Source organism: Halorubellus sp. JP-L1 (genome assembly GCF_011440375.1).
Lineage (GTDB): Archaea > Halobacteriota > Halobacteria > Halobacteriales > Natrialbaceae > Halorubellus.
This window is the reverse complement of record NZ_JAAOIR010000002.1, coordinates 487,599-513,012: the sequence shown is the minus strand read 5'-3', so window position 1 is coordinate 513,012 and position 25,414 is coordinate 487,599. Positions and strand designations below refer to the sequence as shown.

The window sequence follows — 25,414 nt, the reverse complement described above, 5'->3', positions numbered from 1 at the left end:
GTCATTTCGGGGTCACCTCGAACGAGAGGTCGTCCTCCGCGAGGTGGGAGCGTAGCGCGAGGAGGATGGGGACCGTCCAGACCGTCGCGTACAGCGTCTGCGTGACGATGTTCGAACGCAGGTGGTATCTGAGACGGTCCCACGCGCTGTCGAAGCTCTGCGTAGACGACGTGGCGTCCAGCGCCTTGTACGTGTAGAACACCCAGCTCAGGAGGTTGAACAGGACCATCATCCGGACGACCGCGGGGAACGCGTGGCCGGAACCGGTGAGGTACAGGTAGAACTCGATCAGGCCGATCGGAATGCCGACGACGTTGAGGACGGAGATCATCTGGTTGAGGAACATCGTCCCGACGAACTGCAGGCGGTCGTATCCCGAGAGCATCGAGTTCGCGAGCACCTCGTAGGGACCGTTCGCCCACCGGGTCTTCTGCGTGATCCAGTCGTCGTACGCCGCGGGACAGATGTCCTGGACGTACGTGTCCAGGATGCCCAGGCTGCAGCCGTGCTTGTACGCTCTGATGCCGAGTTCCATGTCCTCGGTGATCGAGTAAGGGTTCCAGCCGTCGAGCCGGTAGAGAGTCTCGGCCCGCGTGAAGTAGCCCTTGCCGAGGAGCTGGTACGGACGGCCCGTCAGGCGTTCGTAGACGTTGCACGACCACGCGGTCACGCCGGTGGACTCCAGGAGCGGGAGCCAGCCGTCGTCGATGTTGCGGACGGTCTGCTTCGCCTGGACGATGTCGTGGGTTTCGAGACCGGTGACGGCGAGCTGGAACAGGTGGGGCTCGAAGAGGGTGTCCGCATCGAACACGGTGACGACGTCGTCCGGATCGAAGTCGAGCACGTGGAGGGCGTAGGTAAGCGCCCGGGCTTTGTTCGCCGGGAACGCCTCGCCGTCGTGCCAGCGGTCCTCGATCCGGTCCCAAACCGGGGCGCTCTGCCGCACGGGGACGGGTTCGATGGCCCAATCGGCGGCCAGTTCGTCGATGTACGACGCGAGGACGTCGTCGTCCTCCTCGTACACGACGTAGACGTGCAGGCGGTCGGTAGGGTAGTCGGTTGACTGGATGCACTCGAGCGTGCGCTCGATGAGCTCCCGGGGTTCGGCGTAGGCGGGGAGCAGGACTTGCATCGGTGGCTCTCGGTCGGCCGTAGCCCGCGACACGGACTTGGAGGGGGTAAGGAGTAACGACAGGACGGTGATGTTACCGGTGAAGTAGAGGATCTGTGTCAGTACGAAGAGCACGCCGATTCCGACGTATACGCTATCGAGCGTCGATGTGAAGTCCATCTAGTACACCAGTCGTTGAAGTCGGCTACAGAGAGGGGATGATTAGTTATACACGAGGAATGCGTGACAAACGCCGCGCTATACCAGGAAAGAAGAGCATAGAGTGGCGGTAGCTCGACGACGAGTGGACGGTCGAAAGGGTCCGCAAAGGTATGCGATTGCACCGCCCTGGCCGCAAAGACGCGTTTAATCGCGTACAGTCCTCCGGTAGTTACCAGCTACGTTCGGTTGGTCCCACGGTAGGTCCGCTTGCGTATTTTTATATACCATGAACATTCGTTTCAACTTCCGAAAATTTATTGTTGGTGTGAGTAAGCAGAGGTGACAGTGCCATACGACAACGTAATCAGACGCAACTTCCTGAAGGGCGCGGTAAGTGCCTCCCTACTCGGCGCCTGTGCAAGCAGTGCGAGCGGGAGCGAACCGACGACCGATGACCCTTACTACGCCGGAATCCAACAGACGCTCACCGGGATGGATCTCCCAGAGGGGTCGTTCCGTTACGCACCGACCGAAGCGGAGACGATGGACGTGTTCGACGGCCAGCTGTGGGGCCAGGCCACGCAGACGAGACGGCAGGCGGAGTCCGACCAGCCGTTCTCCACGTACTTCCGCATCGAGAACACGGCGCCCACGTCCAACTTCTGGGACGTCGGCTTCAACGGCTCTTTCCGGAGCGACGTCGCCGCGGGAGAGGTCCTGCTCGGCGTCGTCTACCTCCGAAGCCCGGAAGCGGCGGGCGACGCGACGGTCGACGTCTTCTTCAAGCAGAACGACGGCTACGAGAACCACGTCAAGCGGAACGCCGAGATTTCGCCCGGGTCGGAGTGGACGCGGTACTACTTCCCCGTCGAGTACGACGAGTCGAGCGGCGCCGGCGACGCCTGGATCGACTTCTTCCTCGGATACGGCGAACAGGTCATCGACATCGGCGGCATCGCCGTGCTCAGCTTCGCCGACGCTGATGTGGACGTGAGCGACCTCCCGGGCATCTGGTCGTACCAGGGTCGGTCGCCGAGCGCGGCCTGGCGAGCGGACGCCGAGGAACGCATCGAGACCCACCGGAAATCGGACCTTACCGTCGAGGTCCTCGCCGACGGCTTGCCGGTATCCGACGCGACCGTCGACGTTTCCATGACCGACCACGAGTACGACTTCGGGAGCGTCGTGAACGCCTGGAAGATGGCGGACGACTCGCCCGAAGCACAGACGTACCGGGAGCAGTTCCGGGAGCACTTCAACAAAGCCAGCATCGAGAACGGTCTGAAGTGGGACGCCTGGGAAGACACGCACCACCGAGCGGCCACGCTCGAGACGCTCGAGTGGCTCGAGTCCAACGACGTCCCCGTTCGCGGGCACACGCTCATCTGGCCCGACTTCGCGAACACGCCTGACCGGATAGCGCAGTACTCCGACGACCCCGACGCCCTCCACCGCGCCATCGCCGAACACATCAGGGACGAGGCCGGCGCGCTCAGTGGCCGACTCACGTCTTGGGACGTCATCAACGAACCGTACACCTCCGACGAGATCACCGACACCCTCGGGCGAGGGAGCCTCGTCGACTGGCTGGAGATCGCGAGGGAGGCGGACCCCGAGACGCCCCGGGTCGTGAACGACTGGGGGTTCCTCTACGAGGGGTCGGACGAGAAGCGCGAGTGGTACGCGAACCTGCTCGACTTCCTCCAGTCGAACGACGCAACTCTCGACGGCATCGGCATGCAGGCCCACTTCAGCATGCACAACAAGACCCGGCCGGGGAAGGTCGTCGACATCATCGACCGCTACGCGTCCCGCGGCCTGGACGTCGAGATCACGGAGTGGGACTTCCGGATCGACGACCCGTCGAGCGACTCGCAGCTCGCGCTCCAGGCCGATTACACACGAGACATGTTAACGGCCGTGTTCAGTCATCCGGCGACGACGTCGTTCGTCGGGTGGGGGTTCTGGGAGGGCCAGATGTACCACTCCTCGGGCGCGTACTTCCGCGAGGACTGGTCGGTCAAACCGAACGGATGCGCCTACCTCGACCTCGTGTTCGACGAGTGGTGGACCGAAGAGACCGGGACGACGAGCGACGACGGCAGCTACCAGACGCGGGCCTTCCGCGGCGACTACGAGATCACGGTCGAGCACGGCGGGACGACGAAGACCGTCGAGGCGACCGTCTCGGAGGGCGGGTCGACGGTGACGGTCGACGTCCCGAGCGACGAGCAATCGCGGACCGTCGAGACGAGGCAGCCGTCGAAGGTGACGAAGAAGGTGGCGACGTTCTCGGGCGAGCTGACGGCGCTCGGGGACGCGTCCGAGGTCGACTGCTACTTCCTGTATCGAGTGGCGGGGTCGTACTTCTGGTTCGCGACTGACGTACAGTCCTTGGACGCCCCGGGGACGTTCGAGACGACCATCCGGCACCTGCGTCCGGACATCGAGTACGAGTACTACGCGGTCGCACGGACGAGCGACGGGAAGAAGCAGACCGGCGACACGGTGACGTTCCGGACGAAGGGCAACCGCAATAGCGAGAAGTAGTTCGACCGAGCGACTCGCGACCTCGCGGCGCGAACCGACTCAACCCCGTATGGACGTGAGCGCGACGGGGAACGGGGCAACGGTGTCTCGGCGACGGCGATAGCGAGGCCGTGCGACGTGGCGGCGAACGCCGCCCCCCAGACGAGGGGGGTGCTCGTCCAGCGCCAGGGGAGTCGAGGGTTCGAGCAGAGCCAATCCCTCGCCTGGCAAAGACTTTTTCCTCGGTGTGTCGAACGTACTCCTGACGCGTCTCCTCGAATCCGTCCGCCATGTGCGAGCACATCTCTCGTCGAACGGGCCTGAAACAGCTGGGCGCTGTCGGCCTCGCGTGCATGACAGGCGGGTCCGTCGCCCAGTCCACGCCGTCGTACTACGGTCGCGCCCGCGGCGACCCGAACTGGCGAACGACCGCCGAGAGTCGCATCGAACGGGTTCGAACGGCACCGCTACGGGTCAGCGTGACCGACGCGAGTGGACGGCCGATTCCGGACGCCGAGGTCGATGTCGAGATGACCGACCACGCCTTCGGGTTCGGGACGGCAGTCAGTGTGCCGAAGCTCACGTCCGATTCGACGAGCGCCCAGACGTATCGCCGCCTCCTCCGCGAGCACTTCAACAAGACCACCATCGAGAACGGACTGAAGTGGCCCGCCTGGAGCGGCGAATGGGGTCCCGAGTTCGCCCCGGAGCAGACCATCGAAGCAATCCGGTGGCTGCGCGAACAGCGGTTTCCGGTCCGGGGACACACGCTCGTTTGGCCGAGCTACGACAACGCCCCCGCGTACGTCGAGGAGATCGGGCGCGACGACCCCGAGCGCCTCCGGACGGAGATTCGGGACCACATCCGCGACGAAGCGGGACGGTTGGCGGGACTCGTCGACGAGTGGGACGTCGTCAACGAACCGACGACGAACACCGCGTTCATGGAGGTGCTCGGGCGGGACGCGATGGTGGAGTGGCTCCAGACGGCGCGCGAGGCCGCTCCCGAAGCGGATCTGTTCGTCAACGATTACGCCCCGTTACAGCCGGCGGACTCGAACCTCCCGGAGCGGTTCGAGGAGCTCGTCGAGTACCTGGTCGACTCGGGCGCACCCCTGGACGGGATCGGGATCGAGGCGCACTTCTCCGACGACTGGCTGCTCCACCCGGCGGCCGTCGTGGACGCCTTCGACCGCCTGTCGTCTTTCGGGCTCGAACTACAGATCACGGAGTTCTCGTTCTCGCTCGAAGAGGTCACCCCCGCCACCAGAGCGCTCCAGGCCGCGTACACGCGCGACCTGCTGATAGCCGCCTATAGCCACCCGGCGGTGACCACGTTCACGTTCTGGGGGTTCTGGACGGAGCGACACTTCAGTCCGAGCGCGGCGTTGTTCGGCGAGGACTGGACGCTCAGACCGCACGGACGGGCGTTCCTGGACCTGGTGTACGACGAGTGGTGGACCGAAGCGACGGGACGGACGGATGCCGGGGGGACGTTCGCGACCCGCGGCTACAAAGGGTCGTACCTGGTGCGTGCGAGCGCAGGGCAAGGACGTGCGCTGACGACCACCTCGCTCTCGGGCAGCGGAACGACGGTCGAGATGACGCTACAGTGACTCTCGAGCGGCGTGAGGACTCCCGCCGGAGCATCGTTCGTCGACGGGCCGCCGGAGATGGGCCGCCAGTCACTCGACGGATCTGTCCTCGGTGTGGACGCTCCAGGTGACGAGCGCCTCGAGCGTGTAGTTGAACAGGAACCCGACGCCGATGCCGAGGACGTTCGCGGCGAGATACCAGATGCCGAACCGCACGTGGAGGACGTACAGGGTGGCGATGCCGATGGACGCGCCAGCGACCCGGACGGCGTTCGACTTGACCAGCCGCCAGAGGCGCCGCTTGTATCCGCCGCCGCTCTGGGCCTCGAACGTCCAGCGCTCGTTCAACGCGAACATGAGGAGTATCGACGATTCCTTCGCGCCGAACGCGGCGACGGTCGGCGCGAGCGCTGCCGCCTCGACGAGGAGGACGAGCACGGAGTTGTCGACGATGGCGCCGATCACACCGATCGAGAGGAACTGGGCGAATCGGGTCGGTTCGAGCAGAGACCTGTAGATGGGCGCCGACGAGGGAAGGCGGCGATTCGAGTCGTCGTCTACTGGCATGTGTAGGAGAGGCGTCGGTTCCGGCAGCGCCTCGTTTGAGGCTTCCTGCCGGCCCTGAAAGGTACTCGGAAAGTGAGGGTAACACGTAACAACGACGGAGGAATCGGTTCAGGGAACTTCCCCAATCACGAAGAGAACGACAGCGTCACGTCCGTAGCGACGCCGTTCGTGCAGAGCGGTCGACAGGAATCGGCGGCGCCACGAGGGTCCGAGTCCTCCTCCGCGGATGGAGGTCGCGGGGTCCTTCGGTCCGGCGGCGCTCGGAGCGATGGTGGTCTCGCGGACCGCCAGCTGACCGGTAGAACACGTCGCTATGGTCGGTTTCGATCGGAATGCTGTCGAGACGATGTGGAGAGCGGAATGCAACGACCGACGGACGCGGCGTCCGCTCGCCGTCGGCCGTCGTCGAGGAGTCGACCACCGCCGACCGGACGGCGCTGCGCGGAGGGCGCGAGGTCAGTCGTCGCGGAGACCGGGGCCGGCCGACCCGTCACCGAGACCGCCGTCCTCGAGCGGGTCTCCGGTGGCGGCGTCCTCGACTGGTCGCGTGGTGTCGGATTCGATCCAGGCGTTCAGGTTCTCGCGGTCGTAGACGACCATTCCATCGACGGTCTCTCGGCCGACGTACCGGTCGGCGTCTTCGTTTTCCTGGGACTGCATCCGGGTTCGATGCAGGATATACTGGGGTGGTTCTTATGCTTGCTGGCCGGGTGTGCGGGTCGATAAAAGGGTGTCGGCCGCGGGGTGCGGGGGCGCGTGCTGGCGAGGTGTGGAGTGGATGCGTTTCGTGCGAGTGCGTGGTGTGTCACCCGAGCGAGCGCGTGCAGATGCGGCAGTACTTGATGGTGGCGGTGGCGTCGTTGGTGGTGCCGCAGTGCGGGCAGGTGCGGTGAGTGTCGTCGGCGTCGTGTTGGGTGGTTTGCGGGTCGGTGTCGTCGAGTTGGGGGTCGTCGACGGGGTCGTGCTGGACGCGGTCGCCGGTTCGCGGGTAGTCGTCGGGGTCGCCGATGGCGCTCGCGGACGGCCGGCCGTCGCCGCGTCGGACGTAGTACGCGTAGATGGCGAGCTGGACGACCGCGAACAGGACGGCGTAGCCGATGATCCAGCTCCAGACCTCGACCATACGTGCTAGTAGTTCGCATGGATACTTTATTGTTGCCGCTGAAGAGAGCGCGAACCCGGCCGGATGGCGGCCCAGGCGGCTACTGGATTGGCGGATACCGGCGATGAAAAGGTGTGGTCAGCGCTACCGGTTCGTCCATCGCACGGCACCACGTCGGCGCCACCGCCTCGTCCATCGCACGGCACCACGTCGGCGCTACCGCCTCGTCCATCGCACGGCACCACGTCGGCGCTACCGCCTCGTCACCGCTCGCCGGGAGGCTGCCGGTCGCGATCGAACTCGTCGAAGACGTCGAGGTCGTCCGGGAGGTCGTACTCGATCCGGCGTTCGTCCTGGCGGTTGACGTTCGCGTCCTCGAGCGGGTCGGCAACCGACTCCCAGCCGGGCTTTACCTTCACGCTCCTGGCGGGCGAGCCGACGGCGACGTGATGCGCGGGAACGTCCGAGGAGACGGCCGCTTTCGCGCCGACGACCGCGTTCTCCCCTATCTTGCAGCCGGCGCGGATCATCGAGTCGTACGTGACGCGGGCGTCGTCCTCGATGATCGTGTGGTAGTTCTCGACCTCGGTCTGGTCGACGATATCGTGGTCGTGACTGTAGACGTGCGCGTCGTCGCTGATGGAGACGCGGTCGCCGATCGTGAGCTTCCCGCGGTCGTCCAGGTGGACGTCGTCGTGGACGACGACGTTGTCGCCGACGGTGATGTTGTGGCCGTACGTGAACGAGATCCCCTTGAAGAACCGGCAGCCGTCGCCGCAGTCCTCGAAGAGGTGGTCGGCGAGCATCCGGCGGAACCGGAGCGCGAACTCGACGTTGTCCGCCATCGGCGTGGCGTCGAACTGCCGCCAGAGCCACTGGAGGTGCTTCGAGCGCTCGAACGTCTCCTCGTCCTTCTCCGCGTAGTACTCGGACTCGAGCGTCGTGTTGCACGGGTCGTACCCCTGGAGGCGGACGCGTTCGGCGGGCGAGACGTCCTCGTCGTTCTGCCAGCGCTCGTAGGCGTCGCGGTCGCCGTGGAGGTCCACGAGCACGTCCTCGACGACCTCGCACGTCGACTCCGCGTCGCCGCTGAGTCGGTCGTCGACGTCCTCGATGAACGCCCGGACGCCCGCTTCCGCGGCGTCCGGGAGTGCGACGTGACGTTTCGTCATGGTCCGCCCTTGGCGGGCGGCCCTGATACCCGTTTGGTTGTCCGAAGCCGTGGGAGTCGCCGACTGCGGCCTGCTCGCTGTGGCGTGCAGGAAGGCTTATCAATCGTCCGCGAGCGTCCGTGGTGTATGGGGGCAGGCAACACGGCGGGCGGGAGGCGGGGAGTGCTGCGACGCGCCGTCCTCTCGGGGTGCGTCGCCGGCATCGCGACCACCACCGGGTGCGCGTCGTTCGACGTGCTCGGCGAGCGCACGTACGACACCGTGCGCGTCGACGTGCAAGCGGACGGCGTCGTCTGGTCGGGGGTGGTGTCGTTCCAGAGCGCGGACGGTACGCGCGTGTCGATAACGGTCGACCGCGCACTCGGCAGTCGGTCGTACGGGCTCCCGGGAGACATCGACGCCGACGACTACGACGTCATCCAGGAACCGCTCGCGGTCGTCGCCGTCCCGGAAGGCGGCGTCTCTGCCGGGTCGCCGCTGGCCGTCGTCGTCTACTGCGAGGGCGAGCGCTGCGGACGTGCGACGTCGACGACCGCGGACGACCCGGCGCGCGTCGACGTCTCCTGACGGTTCGAGCACATTCACGATCGTTCGAACGGCTTCCCGACCGTTCCCGGAGGCTGGCGACGAAGCACACCCGCTAAGTGGCGGGCACCCCTAGCCGGTCGTATGCATCATCGCGAACTCGGCGCCGCCGGCGTCGACGTCTCCGAGATCGGGTTCGGCGCGTGGACCGTCGGCACGGACTGGTGGGGCGACCGCACGGACGAGGAAGCCACGGAGATGCTCCGGTACGCGCTCGAGAAGGGGATCACGTACTTCGACACCGGCGACGTGTACGGTCACGGGAAGAGCGAGGAACTCGTGGGCGAGGCGCTGGGCGACGTCCGCGACGAGGTGACGGTCGCGACGAAGGTCGGGTACGACTTCTACGACAACCCGCAGGCGGGCCACGGGGAGCTCCCGAAGGAGATGCACCCCGAGTACCTCGACGACGCCCTCGAGAAGAGCCTGGACCGCCTCGGCTTCGACCACGTGGACGTCCTCCAGTTGCACAACGCGAACGTCGGCGAGATCGACGCGGACGTCCTCGAGTGGCTGGACGAGGTCACAGAGAGCGGGCGCGCGGACGCGGTCGGGATCGCGCTCGGGCCGAGCATCGGCTGGCTCGCCGAGGGCGAGAAGGCGATCCGCGAGGAGTTCGACTCCGTCCAGCTCGTCTGGAACGCGCTCGAACCCGAGATCGGCGACCGGTTCCTGGAGGTCATCGAGGAGTCGGGGAGCGAGACGAGCCTGGTTCCGCGCGTTCCGCACTCCTCGGGCCTCCTGAACGAGCAGATCACGCCGGAGAACCCACCGGGCGAGGGCGATCATCGCGCGTACCGGCCCGACGAGTGGTTCGAGACAGGGTTCGAGAAGGTCGACGCCCTCCGGTTCCTCGAACGCGACGGCCAGCGTAGCATGGCGCAGGCGAGCCTCCAGTACCTCCTCTACCACGACGCGGTGGCGACGGTCACGCCGACGTTCCGCACGCGCGAGGACATCGACGCGTGGGCGGCGGCGAGCGACGTCCCAGCGCTGTCGGACGCGGAGTACGAGCGCGTCCGCGAACTCCAGGCGAACGACTTCGAGCTGGAGCGCGACGACGGCATGGACAGTCTCCGGTCGTCCGTCGGTGGGGAAGACATCGAGCGCGCGGGCCTGGACAAGCACGTCGCCGGCGACTGACCGACCGTCGTCGACGAGTGGACGAACGGGCCGTCGCAGTAACGGCCCGTCGTCCGACCGTAAGGAGTCCTTACGCCCCGGTAGGAGCTATATACCCTTATGTGATACCGCCGTAGTTGATGACGCCCGTTGGCGCTCGTTCCCACAGCGAGCTGCCTGGGCCTGTCCGCACACGCACTCCATACGAGGGGGGAGACCGACGCCTCGTCGGTTCCGTCGTACCGGGTGCAATCGTGCAGACGTCGACAACCGCACCACCGAATCCACCGGCCGACACCACCCACCCACCCCACCCACGTCAGGCCGGACCCACCCACCCATCCACCCATCTACGGTCCGGGGTGGGCCGCGTTCGCGGCTCCCCCGGGACGGATTCTTTCGGCGCCCCGTCCGCACAGTTCACAGCGACGGGTAGCCACGCCGGTCGAACGTGCACGTCGCTCCACAACCTCGCCCCGGAGCGCCCGGATCGATCCTCGTCCAAATCCTCGTCGCCGACCCTCGTCGCCGACCCCCGTCGTCGAACCGCCGGGGGCGTCCAGTCGACGAGTCGTGCGTCTCGAATCTGGCCGAAGCAAGACGATTTTGGCGATGGCGTTTTGTGATAGAAAGCACTCGAGGCGACCATGACACGCACGAGACGTTCACTGTTGAAAGCGACGGCCGTTTCCGGTGCGGTCGCAGTCGCGGGCTGTTCGACCATCCTCGGCGACGGAACCGCGGCCGCGCCCGGCGACTGGCTGTACGAGCCGGGGACGATCGCGGACGTCGACCACTACCTCGCGCTCCGGTACGCGCCCGCCGCCATCGCCGACCGGGCCGGCGACTTCGACGCCGACGTGTACGACGCGATGCGGGCGTTCGGGAGCGACGCGCGCGACCTCGTCGGGTTCGGGTTCGCTGACACCGACGCCCAACTCGTGTTCGGTCGGAACAGCGTCCTCGCCGCCGAGTTCGACGCCGACGACGTCGCGTCGACGCTCAAGGGCGAGGACTTCGTCGCCAAGGGCGAGTACGAGGGGTTCGACGCGTACGTCGGCCCGGACGAGGACGCCGCCGTCGGCATCGGCGACGACGCGGTCGTCGTCGCCCAGTCCACGGGTATCTTCGGGAGCGCGGACGACGCCGAACGAATCCTCCAGGCGATCGTCGACGCGAACGCCGGGGACGCCGAGAGCTACGTCGAGGACGACGCCGACTTCGAGACGCTCCTGGACGCGCTCGACGCCGGCACGATCCAGTCGGTCCGCACGCACGCCGAGACAGACTCGACGGACACCGACGAGGGCCAGTTCCGGGGCGAGGTCGCCCGCGGCGTCACGTCGACGCTCGTCGACGACGGCGTCGAGACGACGTTCGCGCTCGTCTTCGACGAGGCCGCGGACGTCGACGAGGGCGACGTCGAGGACTGGGTCGCGACAAACGAGGACGGCGGGACGTTCGAGAACTTCCAGCGCACCGAGATCTCGGTCGACGACCGCGTCGTGCTCGTCACCGGCACGGAACCGACGAGCGCGTTCGACTTCTTCCTCGCCGACATCTGACGGGTCGGGGTCGAGGGTCGATTCGACGAGTCGGGAAGCGATGGCGCGACGCGACTACGCCAGGAACACGTGTCGTGAATCGACTACGCCAGGAACACGTGTCGTGGACGGTCGGCGAGGACGTCTCGGCCCCAGTCGACAGTGTCGCTGAAGGCGTCGGAGCGGAAGAACGCCATCGCGTCGTCGCGGGACTGCCAGCGGGAGGCGATGAACATGTCGTTCTCGTCCTCGACGTTCGCGAGCAGGTCCGTGTTGATGTGGCCGTCCATGTCGGCGAGGACGCCGCCGACGGTCTCGAACTTCTCGACGAACTCCGCGCGGCGATCGGGCTTCGTGGTGTAGAACATCCCCATCGTTCCCCAGGTGTCGCTGTCGGCGTCGTCGCCGGCTTGCCGGACGATCCCGGGGAGGTCGGTGAGGAACCCGCTCGCGGTGTCGGCGGCCTCCTGGGCCTCCCAGACGCTCGCGACCGCGTGCGGGCCCCCGGCGTTCTCGTACACGGCGGTCTTCACGTGGCGGTCGTAGTGCTCGAAGTTCCCGCGCAGGCCGTCCATCTCATCGTAGAGCTCGTCGACGTCGGCCTCCGAGTAGAGGACGACCGCGTACACGTCCTCGCCGTGGGGCTGACCGCCGTAGACGCCCTCGGCTTCGAGCTCGTCGCGGACTCCCGGCGGCGGCCCGCCCGCGTCGTCGTCCTGGCCGTGCGCGTGCTCCGCGTCGTCGCCGTGGTGGTGGCCTTCCTCGCCGTGGTGGTGGCCTTCCTCGCCGTGGTGGTGGCCTTCCCCACCGTGCGCGTGCTCCGCGTCGTCGCCGTGGGCGTGCGTCTCACCTTCGCCGTGATGGTGACCGCCGCCTTCGCCCTGACTCTCGGGTGCGGGGACGTCCTCGCCGGCGAAGAACGCGGGGAGGTCCGCGGGCGGGAACTTCCGACCGACGAGGAAGTCGCCGAACTCCGCGAACTGCGACGTAGAGGGATCGAACCGCATCTCGTTCAAGAGGTCCTTCACGTCCGTCAGGTCGTCCGTCCAGAGCGTGATGCCCCACTCGTGGGCGTCCAGTCCGACCGACGAGCAGATCATCTGCTCGACCTTCCCCGCGTAGTCGCGGCCGATGTCGGCGTGCCGCATGATGTGCTCGGCGCGCTCGTCGTACGGCGTGTCGTACCAGTTCTGCTCGGGCTGACGGCGCTTGCTCATCGGGTAGAACGACACGAACTCGCTGTCCGGAATCTCGGGGTGGAGGCGGTCGTCGATGTAGTCGCCGATCGCGGCGTCCTCGTCGGTCTCGCCGGCGAGGTACTCGCGGGTCTGCTCGCCGTACCCCGACGCTTCGGTGACGGAGACGTAACTCGTCGCGCGCTCGGTGAACGCGGCGAGCGCGGTGTCCTCGAACGACCGCTCGATGCGGTCGAGGTCCGCCATCTCCGGTCGCAAGTGTAGGAAGAGCAGGTCGGCCTTGTGCCCGAGGATCGAGTAGAGCGCGGACTGGCCGCTCTCGCTTCGCGCGGCGTGCTCGCGGTGCACGAGGAAGTCCTCGCCCTCCTCGAGCGCTCGCTGGCGCTCGTGCTCGGGAGCGTCCCGCCACGCGTCCCAGTCCACCGTCCGGAAGTCGTGGAGTACGTACGACCCTTCCGCCGTCAGCGGCGGTTCGCGCTGTGTCATACGAGCGGCTTGGGGTGGGGGTCAAAAGGCCGTGTCGGTATCGCGCCACGTCGCAGCCGTAGCCCCGGCAACTGACCACCCGTATCGAAACCCTTTCACGAACGCCACGGAAGGTCAATACAAGATGCGTAAGAGCGGCCCACCGAAGGGGCTCATCGCGTACATCGTCCTGGAGCTGCTCGCGGAGAAACCGCGGTACGGCTACGAGATCCTCAAGGAGATCACGGAGATAAGCGGCGGGCACTGGGAGCCCTCCTATGGCTCCGTGTACCCGATCCTGTACAAGTTCGAGGACGAAGAGTGGGCGCGGCGAATCGAGCGCGAGGACGAACCCGACCGGAAGTACTTCGAGCTCACAGACGACGGCGTCGAGGAGCTCGCGAGTCGCCGCGAGGAGTCCGCGCGGATGGCCAAGGAGTTCGCGGACGTCATCCTCGGGTTCTACCACGTGTACGTCGCGTTCTCCTGCGACGACCGGTTCGAGGTCCCCGACCTCGACGGCGAGTGGCACTTCGACGAGGACTTCTCGGCGTGGATCGTCGAACAGATGATCCGCCACCACGACCACTACTTCGGCGAGTTCGACCGCGTAGAGGTAACTCCGGAAGAGTTCTACGACGACCACGGCGTCGAGAGAGACGAGGACTGATCGACCGAGACGCCTACAGCGACCGCCACGCCGACGGTTCCGTTCCGTCCGTCGTCACTCTTTCAGCACGGTTGGTACTGTAGCGAGGGAATTCACTGAAACGTACCCATCGGAGAAGACGCTCACCTCGTAGGTCATGTAGTTGAAAACGACCTTTCCGCGCGCTCCGTCGTTGTCGAATAGGCTCTCCAGGGCGTCGGGATCGATCGCGTCGTACAGGGGTGGAACGAGGTCGGTCGCATCCGTCCGTTCCGCGTCTGCGACTGCTTCAATGACTTTCTGACATATGCTGCTCTTCGTAGAGGCGTCGGCCTGTACCTGGTTCACGTCTTCATTCGAGCCTCGCCGCATTTAAACATGTCGTCAATTGGACACTAACCAGCGTGACTTAAAGCGGGCTGGTCATCGGCCAACCTCGTCGTCGTCAGCGAACTCCTGACCAAAGTGATTGTAGGGCTGGGCCCGTTCCTGTTTCATGATCTCCATACGTTCGATATTAACGCCCAGCGAATCCAGGGCGACCAGGCTCGCCTCTACGTCCTCCTGCGTCCGCCCAACCACCTCCAGGGACAGATTCTCGTTATTTGTCAACAGCTCTCGAACGCTCACGACACCGGAGAGGTCCATGATCTCGTCGACCATCTCCTCCTTCTCCGATAGAGGGACCGTCGCAGTGACCAGGAGATGATGACCGAGCCCGGCTTTCGTGTAGTCGACGATCGTGTGGTACCCCTTGATGACGCCCCGTTCTTCGAGCCGATCGATCCGGTTGGTGACGGTGCTAGACGAGACGCCGACCTGATCGCCGATGTCGGCGACCGTTCGCTTCCGAGCGTCCTGCTGGAGCAGATAGACGATCCCTTTGTCCGTGTCGTCGATCTCTTCGGGGCTCATATGGACCTTACAGGACGCGTTCGGAAAACCCTTCTCGCGCCTGGAAGTGCACGTTCCCAGCAGCGTTCCGCCTGACGTCTGTCGGGTCAGAGGAGGCTGGGGACGAGCACCATCGCGAGGAGACAGACGAGCATGGTGACGCCGACGCTCGTGGTGACGTAGCGGACGTGGCGGCGCTTGGGGTCGATGGGGAGTCGGGAGATGACGGCTTCGGCGCTGGTGCGGAGGATGTGGCCGCCGTCGAGCGGGAACGCCGGGATGCAGTTGAAGAAGCCGAGCTGGACGTTGATCCAGCCGGTCCAGAACGCGAGGTTCGCGAGGACGAAGAGGACGTCTTTGCCGATGAACGAGAGTGGGCCGCCGTCGGCGACGTAGAAGTTCGTGATGGGGCCCTGGAAGCCGGCGAAGTTGAACGGGAGGCCGATGCCGCCGATGGCGCTCGCGAACGGGAGGACGAGCGTCCCGATGAGGGTGCCGAAGAACCGCTGGATGGGGCCGACGCCGCCAGCGCCGCCGTCGGGCGCGGCGCCGAGCGCGGTGAGGTACGTGCCCGCCGGGTAGAGTTCAGTGCCGAAGTCCGTCACGGAGACGCCGCCGATGCCGCGAGCGGGCTGGACGCCGAGGAACCCGGCGCCGTCCTGGTTCCCGAGGGTGACGTTGTACGTCGCGAGTTCGCCGTCGTGGAACGCGGTGACGGCGATCTCCTGGCCGGGTTCGGTGTCGTCGAGAGCCGCGATGAGGGCCGTGGCGTCGAGGACGCGCTCGCCGTCGACGGCGGTGACGACGACGGGGTCGCCGGCGGGTGCGCCCGCTTCGGCGAGCGGTTCGCCGGGGAGGACGGTGAGGTACGCGCCGGCGACGAACGCCACCTGCTCGCGTGCGCCGTCGCGCTCGACGGTGACGGTCGTCCGGCCGGTGGTGTTCGCGAGCGCCGCCCGGAACGCGGAGCGGGAGTCGACGCGCTCGCCGTCGACGGCGACGACGCTGTCGTTCACCGCGACGGCGCTCGGGCCGCCGCGGACGGTCTCGGTGACGATCACCTCGCGGGACACCGTCGCCGTCCGGTCGTCGTTGAGTTCGACGGTGACGTTCTCCGCAGTCGAGTCGTCGAGCACGGCGTCCAAGTCCTCGTTCGTCTCTACGTCGGTGCCGTCGATCGCGGTGATGCGGTCGCCTGGGCCGACGCCGGCGTCGGCGGCGGGCGACCCGGGGAGGGCGCCCGCGACGGCCGCGCCCGGTGCGACCGACAGCGACGCGATGATCGGGCCGAACAGGAGGGCGTACACGACGAGCGTCACCGCGAAGTTGTTCGTCACGCCCGCAGCGAACATCCGCGTCTGCGCGCCGCGAGAGCGCTCGCGACGCTCGGCCTCGTTCGGTTCGACGAACGCACCGATGGGGAGGACGGCCAGGAGCGCGAGCCCCATCGACTCGATCTCGATGTCCTCGACGCGCGAGAGCAGGCCGTGTCCGCCCTCGTGGACGACGAGCCCGACCGCGAGCCCGAACACGATGCCGGGCGCGGCCGAGAGCGGGAGGAAGTCGTTCACGCCGGGGATGACGAGGAAGTTCTTCGGGTTGCTGACCGTCTGCTGGGCGGGGTCGCGCGCGACGCGGAGCGCCGCGAACACCAGCGCGAGGAACGACCCCAGCATCACGACGAGCGCGACGCCGACGCCGACGTTCGACCACGCTCGCCAGAACCGCTTCGGGCCGGCGAGCCAGTTCAGGAACGCCCGCCCGCGCTTCGTGTGCAGCGTCAGTATCGGCCCGCTCGTGCCGACGAACGACGGCATGAGCCCGTTCCGGTCGGCGTAGAGGACGGCGAGCCAGTAGACGAGGAGCCCGAACAGCACCCACTGCAGCGTGGAAACCATCACTTCGACAGTCCGGGACCCGCGGGCAAATGGCTTTGGTTACCCCCTGCACGGGACGCGACCGTCCGTGCGCGAAGACGGCGTGCTCCACTGTCGACCGTCGACGGCCGCGTTCTCGACGGCGCGCGTCGCCGGAACTCGGAAACGTTTAACAGTACCGGGACGTGAGGGGTCGTATGGCCAGTTTCAAGGAAGCGGAAGCGCGGAACCTCGAGAAGATGATCTGCATGCGATGTAACGCACGGAACGCGAAGGAAGCCGATCGCTGTCGGAAGTGCGGGTACAAGAATCTGCGCCCGAAGGCCAAGGAAGCGCGCGCCGCCTGATCGGTCGACTTTTCCGCTGCAGCGTTCTCCGTATCGCTCCATCCCCCACTAGCATCCGGCGTCGTTCTCGCGCCCGAAGACGGCGTAACTCGAGGCGAGTCAGGCGTCGTCGGGGTACTTCGGTTCGCGCTTCTCCGCTCGCGAGAGCGCGGTCTCGACGACGTCCCGGACGTCGCCGTGGAACTCGCTGCCGTGTCCGGCGTACATGTGCTCGACGCCGTCGGGGAGTCGCTCGAGGAGTTCCCGGATGCTCTCGACGAGGCGCTCGCGGCTCTGGCCCGCGTAGTCCGTGCGCCCGAAGCTCCCGTAGTCGAACGCACCGTCGTCGTGCACGACGACGTCCCCCGAGTACAGCGTGCTCTCGGAGACGAACGAGACGTGGTCGCTCGCGTGCCCGGGCGTGTACACGACGTCGAAGCTCTCGTCGCCGATCTCGACCGTGTCGCCGTCCTCGATGGCGTGCGTCCGGTACTCGTGCTCGCCGTACGCGTACACGTCGGGGGCGAACGCGTCGACGACGGCGTCCAGTTCGGCGACGTGGTCGCCGTGCTGGTGCGTGAGGTGGACCGCGTCCACGTCGCCGACGTGCTCGCGGACAGCGTCGACGACGCCGTCGTACGCGCCGACGTCGACGAGCGCCGTCACCGCGCCGGTGGCGAGGTAGGCGTTGCACGTGAACGTCTCCGCGTCGGCCGTCACCGTATGTACTGTCACGTATACACCGACGGACGGTCGATTACTAAAGCCTGACGTGGAGGTCGGTCGGGATTCAGAAATCGCCCGTGACGCTTTTGATGCTGTACGTCATACTGTGTCACGTATGGGTTTTGGGAGCTACGATGAGTCCGAGCAGGACACCCAGGAGATAGACACAGACCTCGACGAGGACACCGTTGACGGCCGCGAGAGCGACCACGAGGGTGAGGTCGAGTTCGAGAATGGGGCATCGAACGACGAACTCCTCGACCGCCTGGAGGACATCAAGAGCGAGACGTGAAGGCCGGGGCGCGGGCGGTGGGCGTCGCCGAATCCTACCGGGGTTCGACGAGTACGCTCGCCGCAGTCGTCGTTCGGGCCGACCGAGCGGTCGAAACGGTTTCTTTCGGAACGTGTACGGTCGGTGGCCGTGACGCGACGAGTGGCGTCGCCGACGTCGTCGCGTCACTGGAGCGCCCGGACGCCAGGTACGTGTTCGTCGCGGGCGTGGCGCCGGCGTGGTACAACCTCCTCGACCTGCAGACGCTCCACGAGCGCGTCGACCGGCCGGTGCTCGCGGTGTCGTTCGAGGACAGCGACGGCCTCGAACCGGCGTTGCGCGAGGCGTTCGACGGCGAGGCGCTCGCGGAGCGACTGCGCGCGTACCGGGCGCTCCCCGACCGTCGCCCGGTCGACGTCGACGACGACGTCGTGTTCGTTCGCGCGCTCGGCGTCGGTCGCGAGCACGCCGCAGAACTCGTCCGCGGGTTCACGCACGAAGGCGGTCGGCCCGAGCCGGTTCGCGTCGCGCGCGAGATCGCGCGCGCTGGCGACGCCCTCCGCACGGACGACTGAGGGCGACCGCTCCGAGATTCGACGTCCATCCAGCGCAGCGGCTGGCAGTCGCGAGGGAAACCGTTAGGGTGGTTCCCGTCCGCGGAGTGGACATGGTCGAAGACGACGACGCCGCGGGGGACGCCCCGTCGGAGCATGCGACGCCGGACGCCGCGCCGGAGGACGCCACGGTCGACGGCCCGGTGGTGCTCGAGTGCGAGCGCTGTCCGGCGCTGTGCGAGTCGCGGTCGCGGATCGTGAACGGCGTCGGGCCCGTCGACGCTGACGTCTGCTTCGTCGGCGAGGGCCCGGGCGCGAACGAGGACGAGCAGGGCGAGCCGTTCGTCGGCCGCTCTGGGTCCGTCCTCGACGACGCGCTGCTGGCCGCCGGGCTCGAACGCGAAGCCGTCCGGATCACGAACTGCGTGCGCTGTCGGCCGCCGGAGAACCGCGACCCGACGACTGACGAACTCGAGAACTGCCGGAGTCACCTCGCGCGCGAACTCGCGATCGTCGACCCCGAGGTCGTCGTGACGCTCGGGAAGGTCCCGAGCCAGCACCTCCTCGAGCGCGACGTCGCCATCACGAACGAGGCCGGCGACGTCCACGACGCTCGCGTCGGCGACGACCAGTACCGCGTCCTCCTCTCCGTCCACCCGGCGGCGACGCTGTACGACCGCAGCCAAGAGGAGACGTTCGAGGAGACGATCGCGGAAGCAGCAGCGCTCGCGGGCGTGGAGAGAGAGAACGGAAGTGGCGGGCAGTCCCGCCTCGGCGAGTTCTAGACTACTTCTCGGTGCGACCCAGCCAGCTGTCGCCGTCTGCCAGTCCGCGCAGGGACTCGAAGAACCCCTTCCCGGAGTTCTCCTCCGGCCGGAGTCGCGACCGGAGCCGCGAGGAGAACAGCTCGACGCTGATGACGATCACGATCACCATGAAGATGCCAGCGGCGGCGCGAGAGAACGCGAGCTGCGCGAGCTGGCCCTTGATGTACTGCCCGAGGCCGCCCGCGCCGACGACGCCCAGCGAGATCGCGATCCGGACGTTGATCTCCGTGATGTACAGCGCCCACGCGATGAACGACGAGAACACCTGCGAGAGCATCCCGAAGCTGATGACTTGCGAGCGGTTCGCGCCCGTCGACGAGATCGCCTCGATCGGGCCCTCCTCGACCTCCTCGAGTTCGTCCGTGAACAGGCGCCCCATGTTCCCGATGGTGTCCGTCGCGATCGCGAACATCGCGGACAGCGGCGTCGGCCCGAACACGGGGATGTAGAACAGCACCCAGACGATCGCGGGAATCGCGCGGATGGTGCTCATCGTCCCGCGGAACAGGAAGTTGAACGGGAACGGCGTCACGCGCTCGCTCCCGAGCACGCCGAAGAACAGCGCGAGTGGGAACCCGACGACCGTGCCGGTGAGGCCGACGATGATGGTGACGACGCTCGCCCCGACGATGCTCGTTCCCTCGTTGCGCTGGAGGATCGACTCGACGAGCGACTCGGGGTTCGCGAGACTCCCGAAGAACCCACTCCAGCCGTCCATGGATTCGCTCGAGGAGTACAGCGTGAAGAACCGGAAGTCCGGCGTCGCGAAGTTCAGCATGTTGTCGAGGAAGACCGGGAACTGCCGGACGACCGCGGCCAGCGTGAACCCGAGGTACGTCAATCCGGCGCCCGTGAGCACGAGCACGCCGATGGCGAGTCCGAGCATCAGGATCCGACGGATGCGCTGGGCGCGCTCGATCTCGTCGAGCCGCTCGCGGATGCGCGCACTCGGCTGCCCTCGACTCGCGCCGGCGTCGGCGTCGACGGCTTCGTCGCTCATTGGACGGCCTCCTGCGTGGCCGCGGACGCGTCCTCGTCGTCCTCGTAGTAGATCTCGTCGACGACGTCCATCGTCAAGTCGTCCCTGCCGCCGTCGAAGACGACGCGACCGTCGCGCAGGCCGATGTAGCGCTCGCCGAACTCGCGAGCGAGTCCGACCTGGTGGAGGCTCGCGATCGTCGTGAGCGTGCGTTCCTTCGCCGCGTCCCGCATGTAGCCCATGACCTCTTCGGCGGCCTTCGGGTCGAGGCTCGCGACGGGTTCGTCCGCGAGCATGAGGTCGGGGTGCTGGACGAGCGCGCGAGCGATCCCGACGCGCTGCTTCTGGCCGCCGGACATCGACCCGGCGCGCTGCTCGGCCTCCTCGAGGAGCCCGACAGTGTCGAGCGCCTCCAGCGCCGACACCTTCTCCGGCGTGTCGTACCACGTGAGGACGCTCTTGATGAGGTCCTCGCGGCTGAGCGCGCCCGTGAGTGCGTTCTTGTACGCGGACATCTGTTCGACGAGGTAGTGCATCTGGAACACCATCCCGATGTCACTGCGACGACCACTGAGCTCGGTGTCGCCCATGTAGACGCCGCCCTCGGTGGGCTCGGTCAGCCCGTTGAGGATGCGAAGGAGTGTCGACTTCCCCGCCCCGGACGGCCCGAGGAGCACGACGAACTCCCCTTCGGGGATCGAGAAGGACACGTCTTCGAGCGCCACGGTGTCCCCGTAGCGCTTCGTCAGGTTCTCTACTGTAATCGCGGGCATTGACAATTGATTCGTGAAGAACGGTTAGTTGCTTTCGGACTCTACTCGACGGGGTTATCCGTCGAGGAGGTCGGTGCTCAGGCCGAGGGAGTCAGCGACGTCGATGACGGGCTGGTACGTCTCGAGGTCCGCGGGGCGGACGCCCGAGAACCAGAGGTCGTCCTCGGTCTCGTCGTCGCCCGTCTCCGAGTTCGGCTTGCCGTTCTCGCCGAGGTACGCCTCGTCGGGCGCGTTCGAGATGGCGTCGACGAGCTGGGACTTGTTGTCGTCGGAGAGCTCGGGGCTCGTCACCATCGGCGCGCGCGGGATACCGTTCTCGTTGTAGTCGGCCATGTAGTCGGCGACCGGCTCGATACCGTCGACGTAGCCGTCGTCGCCCTGCGTGATGAACTTCCCGACGCCAGCGGCCGCCGCCTGACCGTCCTGAAGCGTCTTGAACGCCTCGGCGTGCCCGGACCACGTGGCCGTGAAGTCGGCGCCGTTGTCCGAGGTCGGCGCTTCGCCGATGCTGAGGCCTTCCTCCTTCAGCATCCAGAGCGGGTAGAGCGACCCCGACGCGGACGTGATGTCGGCGAACGCGATCGTCTCGCCCTCGAGGTCGCTGAGGCTCTCGATGTCGGAGTCCTCGCGCGTGACGATGACGCTCGTGTACTTCCAGCCGCCGTAGGCCTTGCGCTGGAGCGCGATCTCGGCGTCGCCGGACTTCACGCCGAGTGCGGCCGCGAACGGACCGGTCTCGGCGATGTCGGCGGAGCCCGAGCCCAGGCCCTGGAGGACCGCGGAGTAGTTCGACGCGTACTCGAGGTTGACGTCCGCGTTGTCGACGGACTCCTCGATGTGGTCCGCGAACGGCCCGTACTGCTTCATCATGTAGTTCTGGGGCTCGGTGGGACTCATCATGAAGTCGATCGTCCCGTCGTTGTACGGCTGGCTGCCGAAGCTACCGATACAGCCCGCCAGTCCGGACGTGCTCGCTGCGCCTAGCGCGCCTGTCACCTTGAGGAAATCGCGTCGACTTGCCATTGCGAATCAGTTCATAGTTCTTGATTACGGACTTAAGTTTTCCTAATCGTTCTATCGAGACCTATTGAGATGACCACAGCCAAAGTTAACGTGTGCGGGATTGCGGCCGCGCCCACTTGTGATTCTGGAATTCGACAGAGGTCGTCGACCAAAGCGGAGGGACTCCCGCCGGGTCGTGAGCGAGACCACCGCCGGGTCGCGAGCGAGACTGACCGTCGTCGTGGGCGAGGGACGCGATGGCGGTCGGTAGTCGCTGGCAGATGCGGCCCGATGGGAAACGCGTTTGAGTTCTCCGACCGTCCGCTCTAGCATGAGCGAACAGGCGGGGAAGATCGTGGAGCAGGACCTCGGCGTCGCCGACGTCGTCGTGGTCGACTACGGGCTCGGGAACCTCCGGAGCGTCACGCGCGGCCTGGAGCGCGCCGGCGCGAGCGTCACCGTCACGGACGACGTGGACAGCATCCGGGACGCGGACGGCGTCGTCCTCCCGGGCGTCGGCGCATTCGGTGAGGGCATGGAGAACGCGGGGCCGTTCCGCGAGACGCTCCGCGACGTCGCGGCCTCGGAGACGCCGCTGTTCGGGATCTGCCTCGGGATGCAGATGCTCCTGACGTCGAGCGAGGAGGCCGAACGCGAGGGCCAAGGCGACGTAACGGGCCTCGACCTCATCCCGGGAACGAACGAGCGCTTCGCCGAGGACCGGAACGTCCCCCACATGGGGTGGAACGAACTCGACGTCCGGCGCGACCACCCCCTCGTCGACGGCGTCGATGGAGAGCACGCGTACTTCGTGCACTCGTACTACGCCGTTCCGGACGACGAGCACGCGGTCGTCGCGACGACGGACTACGGCGAGGACTTCGCGAGCGTCGTCGCGAACGACGACGGCACCGTCTTCGGCACCCAGTTCCACCCCGAGAAGTCCGGCGAGACCGGGCTCCGGATCCTCCGGAACTTCGTCGACATCTGCGCGGACGCGTAGGCAGAACTGACCGAGACCGTCAGAGCCGCTCTTCGTAGATTTCGCCGTAGGCTTGCCGGCGGAGGGTGCCGACGGCGGCGTCGCGCTCGTCCTGGAACGTCGCCGCTACTGCTTGTTCGGCAAAGGGCGCGACGTGCCACGCGACCGCGTGGACGTGCTCGCTCCCGCGCTCGACGACGTCGCCGTCGAACCCCTCGCGCCACGCGTCGTACTCGTCGCGACTCCCGACCCGGACTTCGAGTTCCGCGGCGAACAGTACGTCGCGCGCGGTCTCGACGACGTCGCCGGTGACGCGCTCGCGGTACTCCTCGCGGTCGAACCCCATCGCCTTCGCGACCTCCTTCACGACGAGCTGCGCGGTCGGGCCAACTGCGTCGTACGCCTCGCGCGCTTCCGCGGCGGTCTCGGGCGACAGCGAACCTTCGACGTCCATGCCCGAGCCTATCGGCGTCCCGAACTACTCGCTTTCGCTTGCATCCGACCCGTCGCCGCTCGCGGACTCCCCGTCCGACCCGTCGTCCTCGCTCGCATCCTCGCCCTCGCTCGCGTCCTCGCCCTCGCTCGCGTCCTCGCCCTCGCTCGCGTCCTCGCCCTCGCTCGCGTCGCCGCCCTCGTCGAGCCCGTACATCTGCTCGGTGAGCTGGCGGGCCTCCGCCATCACGCCCGCCGCTTCGTCGGTGAGGTCGCCGCGACCGCCCGCGCTCGCGCCCGCCTCGCCACCGCCGGTCGCGCCGGGGCCGCGGTGCCCGCCCTGCTGCGCGAGTTCGTCCTCGAGCCGACCGCCGTGGTCGTGACCGTCGTCGTCGAACTCGGGGACGTCGACCTCGGGGACGGCCTCGGCGACCGTCGGCGCGAGCGTCTCCGGGTTCCGCTCGCCCCACTCGGGCACGTGGTCGTCGAGCCAGTCCTCGTGCGCGTCGCCGCGGATGACCGCGGTGAACGCGAGGTGGTTCGCGAGATGCTCCGCGTCGGTCTGGGGCGTGTCACACACCGGACAGCGGTACGCCATTACCGGGAACGTGCGTCGCCGCGAGCAAAAGCCCTCCGTCACGACCCTCGCCCGAGAACCCGCTCCCGGTCGCAGAGGCCAACGACGCCACGACGACCCAACAGAACGCCCCCGCATGCTCGACCGTCACTCTATCTCCGAACAGGAACAACACACTACATCGAATACCGCCCCGAACGCCCCCGCACGCTCGACCGTCCGGGACGCGCACTGCGCTCCTCGGCGTCGCTCCGCTCGCCTGCGGTGCTTGTGGCGTCCGGGACGGATCGAGCGCACGGCCCCGTTCAGTCCCACCCGACCGCGACGGCACCGCAGCCTCGCCCTCCCCAGCCGACTGCGCGCCTCGGCCTGCGGCCTCGGTGCTCGTCCTCCGTGAGAGCACGCTCTCACGTGCTCCCGCTCGCTTCGCTCGCGGGAACCTCGCACGGTATCGACGCAGCCGCGCTCGTCTTCACTCGCGCGGCTACGACACCGCGCGCCAGCCGGCGGTCGAACGCCCTATTCGATCCACCGTCCGGGCCGCGAGCAGCGCGCGCCGACGGCGCGCGCTGCGAGTAGGGGGAGGGCAGGGCGCGGTGCGGTCGCGGAAGCGGTGGCGGTGCGGTCCCGGTCGGGGTGGGACTGAAAGGGGCGGCGCGTTCGCCCGGCGTCGCGAAGCAAGGACCGCAGTCGCGAACGCAGTGAGCGACGAGGACCACAGCGAGCGAGGGCGGGCGAACGCGCCGGGGCTTTCTATACGTTCGCGGTGCCGTCTCTTCCGCTGTGTAATCGCGAACGAGCCGGGGCTTTCTATCCGTTCGCAGTGCCGTCTCTTCCGCTGTGTAATCGCGGTCGTTCGTTCAGTGACCGCCGTAGTCGCGGTCGCGTCGGCCCCAGTCGTCGAGTTCGCGCACCATCACGAGCGCGTTCTCGCCGTCGTCGTAGTAGCCCTCGACGCGCCGGAGCGCCTGGAACCCGAAGTCGCGGTAGAGGTGCTTCGCGGGTTCGTTCCCCTCGCGGACCTCGAGTTTCGCGCTCGTCGCGTCCGCCTCCGCGAGTCGCGTCAGCGAGTGCGCGAGCAAGCGACGCCCGTACCCTCGGCCGCGGCGGTCGGGGTGGACCGCGAGGTCTTTGACGTGCCCGAACGACCGGCCGTGGTTCGGAACGACGTCAGCGACCACGTACCCGACGACCGCTTCGCCCTCGATCGCCACGAGGAATCCCGGTTCGCCGAGGAATCGGTCGAACACCTCGTACGGCCACGGCTGCGGGAACGACGCCTTCTCGATCCGGTAGATGGCGAGCAAGTCCGCGCGGTCGGCCTGCCGGATGCGCGACCGCGCGTCGCCGTCGTCGGGGGCCGTCGTCGTCACGCCCGGGGGTTGGGCGTGCTCG

The 25,414-nt window shown here is 67.2% G+C and carries 27 protein-coding genes; 11 read left to right on the top strand and 16 right to left on the bottom strand.

Annotated elements, in window-relative coordinates; genetic code table 11:
* Window position 1: 1 nt before the first annotated feature.
* Entirely contained in the window at window positions 2-1,291 is a 1,290-nt protein-coding gene (locus tag G9C85_RS11060; RefSeq protein ID WP_166039895.1) for a glycosyltransferase family 2 protein, read from the bottom strand.
* A 327-nt stretch (window positions 1,292-1,618) separates the two neighbouring features.
* Here G9C85_RS11060 and G9C85_RS19250 point away from each other — a divergent pair, with 327 nt between their 5' ends.
* Together G9C85_RS19250 and G9C85_RS11050 are read left to right on the top strand one after the other, a co-directional pair.
* Window positions 1,619-3,823 carry an endo-1,4-beta-xylanase gene (locus tag G9C85_RS19250; protein ID WP_166039893.1) on the top strand — a complete coding sequence of 735 codons (2,205 nt, stop codon included), beginning with the start codon at window positions 1,619-1,621 and terminating at the stop codon, window positions 3,821-3,823.
* A 332-nt stretch (window positions 3,824-4,155) separates the two neighbouring features.
* Window positions 4,156-5,418 carry an endo-1,4-beta-xylanase gene (locus G9C85_RS11050; protein WP_166039891.1) on the top strand — a complete coding sequence of 421 codons (1,263 nt, stop codon included), beginning with the start codon at window positions 4,156-4,158 and terminating at the stop codon, window positions 5,416-5,418.
* Between the two features lie 69 nt (window positions 5,419-5,487).
* Here G9C85_RS11050 and G9C85_RS11045 read toward each other — a convergent pair whose 3' ends face one another.
* The 4 genes from G9C85_RS11045 to G9C85_RS11030 form a co-directional block, all read right to left on the bottom strand.
* Entirely contained in the window at window positions 5,488-5,964 is a 477-nt protein-coding gene (locus tag G9C85_RS11045; RefSeq protein WP_166039889.1) for a GtrA family protein, read from the bottom strand.
* A gap of 456 nt (window positions 5,965-6,420) precedes the next feature.
* Window positions 6,421-6,624 (bottom strand): hypothetical protein, encoded by a 204-nt coding sequence (locus G9C85_RS11040; protein WP_166039887.1) that lies wholly within the window; start codon window positions 6,622-6,624, stop codon window positions 6,421-6,423.
* Window positions 6,625-6,769: 145 nt separating this feature from the next.
* Window positions 6,770-7,087 carry a hypothetical protein gene (locus G9C85_RS11035; RefSeq protein ID WP_166039886.1) on the bottom strand — a complete coding sequence of 106 codons (318 nt, stop codon included), beginning with the start codon at window positions 7,085-7,087 and terminating at the stop codon, window positions 6,770-6,772.
* 242 nt (window positions 7,088-7,329) lie between these two features.
* Window positions 7,330-8,238: an acyltransferase gene (locus G9C85_RS11030; protein ID WP_166039884.1), complete on the bottom strand. Its 909-nt coding sequence runs from the start codon at window positions 8,236-8,238 to the stop codon at window positions 7,330-7,332.
* Window positions 8,239-8,364: 126 nt separating this feature from the next.
* Here G9C85_RS11030 and G9C85_RS11025 point away from each other — a divergent pair, with 126 nt between their 5' ends.
* The 3 genes from G9C85_RS11025 (at window position 8,365) to G9C85_RS11015 (ending at window position 11,510) form a co-directional block, all read left to right on the top strand.
* A complete protein-coding gene (locus G9C85_RS11025) occupies window positions 8,365-8,805 on the top strand; it encodes a hypothetical protein (RefSeq protein ID WP_166039882.1) in 441 nt (146 codons plus the stop codon).
* A gap of 102 nt (window positions 8,806-8,907) precedes the next feature.
* The gene (locus tag G9C85_RS11020) at window positions 8,908-9,966 is read left to right on the top strand and encodes an aldo/keto reductase (RefSeq protein WP_166039880.1); all 1,059 of its coding nucleotides are present in this window, start codon (window positions 8,908-8,910) and stop codon (window positions 9,964-9,966) included.
* 626 nt (window positions 9,967-10,592) lie between these two features.
* Window positions 10,593-11,510 carry an oligoendopeptidase F family protein gene (locus G9C85_RS11015; RefSeq protein WP_166039878.1) on the top strand — a complete coding sequence of 306 codons (918 nt, stop codon included), beginning with the start codon at window positions 10,593-10,595 and terminating at the stop codon, window positions 11,508-11,510.
* Window positions 11,511-11,593: 83 nt separating this feature from the next.
* Here the strand turns inward: G9C85_RS11015 and G9C85_RS11010 are convergent, their stop codons facing one another.
* On the bottom strand, window positions 11,594-13,171 hold the full coding sequence (locus G9C85_RS11010; protein WP_166039876.1) for a heme-binding protein: 1,578 nt from the start codon (window positions 13,169-13,171) through the stop codon (window positions 11,594-11,596).
* A gap of 124 nt (window positions 13,172-13,295) precedes the next feature.
* Between G9C85_RS11010 and G9C85_RS11005 the strand changes: the two genes are divergently transcribed.
* Window positions 13,296-13,820, top strand: a complete 525-nt coding sequence (locus G9C85_RS11005; protein ID WP_166039874.1) for a PadR family transcriptional regulator — start codon at window positions 13,296-13,298, stop codon at window positions 13,818-13,820.
* 54 nt (window positions 13,821-13,874) lie between these two features.
* Here G9C85_RS11005 and G9C85_RS11000 read toward each other — a convergent pair whose 3' ends face one another.
* The 3 genes from G9C85_RS11000 to G9C85_RS10990 form a co-directional block, all read right to left on the bottom strand.
* A complete protein-coding gene (locus G9C85_RS11000; RefSeq protein ID WP_369680798.1) occupies window positions 13,875-14,147 on the bottom strand; it encodes a HalOD1 output domain-containing protein in 273 nt (90 codons plus the stop codon).
* Between the two features lie 75 nt (window positions 14,148-14,222).
* A complete protein-coding gene (locus tag G9C85_RS10995; protein ID WP_166039870.1) occupies window positions 14,223-14,714 on the bottom strand; it encodes an Lrp/AsnC family transcriptional regulator in 492 nt (163 codons plus the stop codon).
* Window positions 14,715-14,800: 86 nt separating this feature from the next.
* Complete coding sequence (locus G9C85_RS10990; protein ID WP_166039868.1) at window positions 14,801-16,591, bottom strand: site-2 protease family protein; 1,791 nt, start codon at window positions 16,589-16,591, stop codon at window positions 14,801-14,803.
* A 176-nt stretch (window positions 16,592-16,767) separates the two neighbouring features.
* Here G9C85_RS10990 and G9C85_RS10985 point away from each other — a divergent pair, with 176 nt between their 5' ends.
* Entirely contained in the window at window positions 16,768-16,917 is a 150-nt protein-coding gene (locus G9C85_RS10985; protein ID WP_166039866.1) for a 50S ribosomal protein L40e, read from the top strand.
* A 99-nt stretch (window positions 16,918-17,016) separates the two neighbouring features.
* Here G9C85_RS10985 and G9C85_RS10980 read toward each other — a convergent pair whose 3' ends face one another.
* Window positions 17,017-17,631 carry an MBL fold metallo-hydrolase gene (locus tag G9C85_RS10980; RefSeq protein WP_166039864.1) on the bottom strand — a complete coding sequence of 205 codons (615 nt, stop codon included), beginning with the start codon at window positions 17,629-17,631 and terminating at the stop codon, window positions 17,017-17,019.
* A 106-nt stretch (window positions 17,632-17,737) separates the two neighbouring features.
* Here G9C85_RS10980 and G9C85_RS10975 point away from each other — a divergent pair, with 106 nt between their 5' ends.
* The 3 genes from G9C85_RS10975 (at window position 17,738) to G9C85_RS10965 (ending at window position 19,232) form a co-directional block, all read left to right on the top strand.
* Window positions 17,738-17,914, top strand: coding sequence for a DUF5786 family protein (locus tag G9C85_RS10975; RefSeq protein WP_166039863.1), 177 nt, complete (start codon window positions 17,738-17,740; stop codon window positions 17,912-17,914).
* Window positions 17,911-18,468 carry a DUF99 family protein gene (locus G9C85_RS10970; protein ID WP_166039861.1) on the top strand — a complete coding sequence of 186 codons (558 nt, stop codon included), beginning with the start codon at window positions 17,911-17,913 and terminating at the stop codon, window positions 18,466-18,468. The genes G9C85_RS10975 and G9C85_RS10970 overlap by 4 nt, the downstream gene beginning before the upstream one ends.
* A gap of 92 nt (window positions 18,469-18,560) precedes the next feature.
* The gene (locus G9C85_RS10965; protein ID WP_166039859.1) at window positions 18,561-19,232 is read left to right on the top strand and encodes a uracil-DNA glycosylase family protein; all 672 of its coding nucleotides are present in this window, start codon (window positions 18,561-18,563) and stop codon (window positions 19,230-19,232) included.
* A 1-nt stretch (window position 19,233) separates the two neighbouring features.
* Here G9C85_RS10965 and G9C85_RS10960 read toward each other — a convergent pair whose 3' ends face one another.
* The 3 genes from G9C85_RS10960 to G9C85_RS10950 are packed head-to-tail and all read right to left on the bottom strand — an operon-like array spanning window position 19,234 to window position 22,049.
* The gene (locus G9C85_RS10960; RefSeq protein ID WP_193570696.1) at window positions 19,234-20,274 is read right to left on the bottom strand and encodes an ABC transporter permease; all 1,041 of its coding nucleotides are present in this window, start codon (window positions 20,272-20,274) and stop codon (window positions 19,234-19,236) included.
* Complete coding sequence (locus G9C85_RS10955; protein ID WP_166039857.1) at window positions 20,271-21,026, bottom strand: phosphonate ABC transporter ATP-binding protein; 756 nt, start codon at window positions 21,024-21,026, stop codon at window positions 20,271-20,273. Before G9C85_RS10955 ends, G9C85_RS10960 begins: the two co-directional genes overlap by 4 nt.
* A gap of 54 nt (window positions 21,027-21,080) precedes the next feature.
* Window positions 21,081-22,049, bottom strand: a complete 969-nt coding sequence (locus G9C85_RS10950) for a substrate-binding domain-containing protein (protein ID WP_166039855.1) — start codon at window positions 22,047-22,049, stop codon at window positions 21,081-21,083.
* A 310-nt stretch (window positions 22,050-22,359) separates the two neighbouring features.
* On the opposite strand from G9C85_RS10950, the gene hisH reads away from it, so the two are divergent.
* On the top strand, window positions 22,360-23,031 hold the full coding sequence (gene hisH / locus G9C85_RS10945; protein ID WP_166039853.1) for an imidazole glycerol phosphate synthase subunit HisH: 672 nt from the start codon (window positions 22,360-22,362) through the stop codon (window positions 23,029-23,031).
* 19 nt (window positions 23,032-23,050) lie between these two features.
* On the opposite strand, the gene G9C85_RS10940 is transcribed toward hisH, so the two are convergent.
* From G9C85_RS10940 to rimI, 3 genes are all read right to left on the bottom strand, one after another.
* A complete protein-coding gene (locus G9C85_RS10940) occupies window positions 23,051-23,464 on the bottom strand; it encodes a DUF5809 family protein (protein WP_166039851.1) in 414 nt (137 codons plus the stop codon).
* A gap of 24 nt (window positions 23,465-23,488) precedes the next feature.
* A complete protein-coding gene (locus G9C85_RS10935; protein ID WP_166039850.1) occupies window positions 23,489-24,040 on the bottom strand; it encodes a DUF5810 domain-containing protein in 552 nt (183 codons plus the stop codon).
* Between the two features lie 839 nt (window positions 24,041-24,879).
* A complete protein-coding gene (gene rimI, locus G9C85_RS10930; protein ID WP_166039848.1) occupies window positions 24,880-25,392 on the bottom strand; it encodes a ribosomal protein S18-alanine N-acetyltransferase in 513 nt (170 codons plus the stop codon).
* Between the last annotated feature and the right edge of the window lie 22 nt (window positions 25,393-25,414).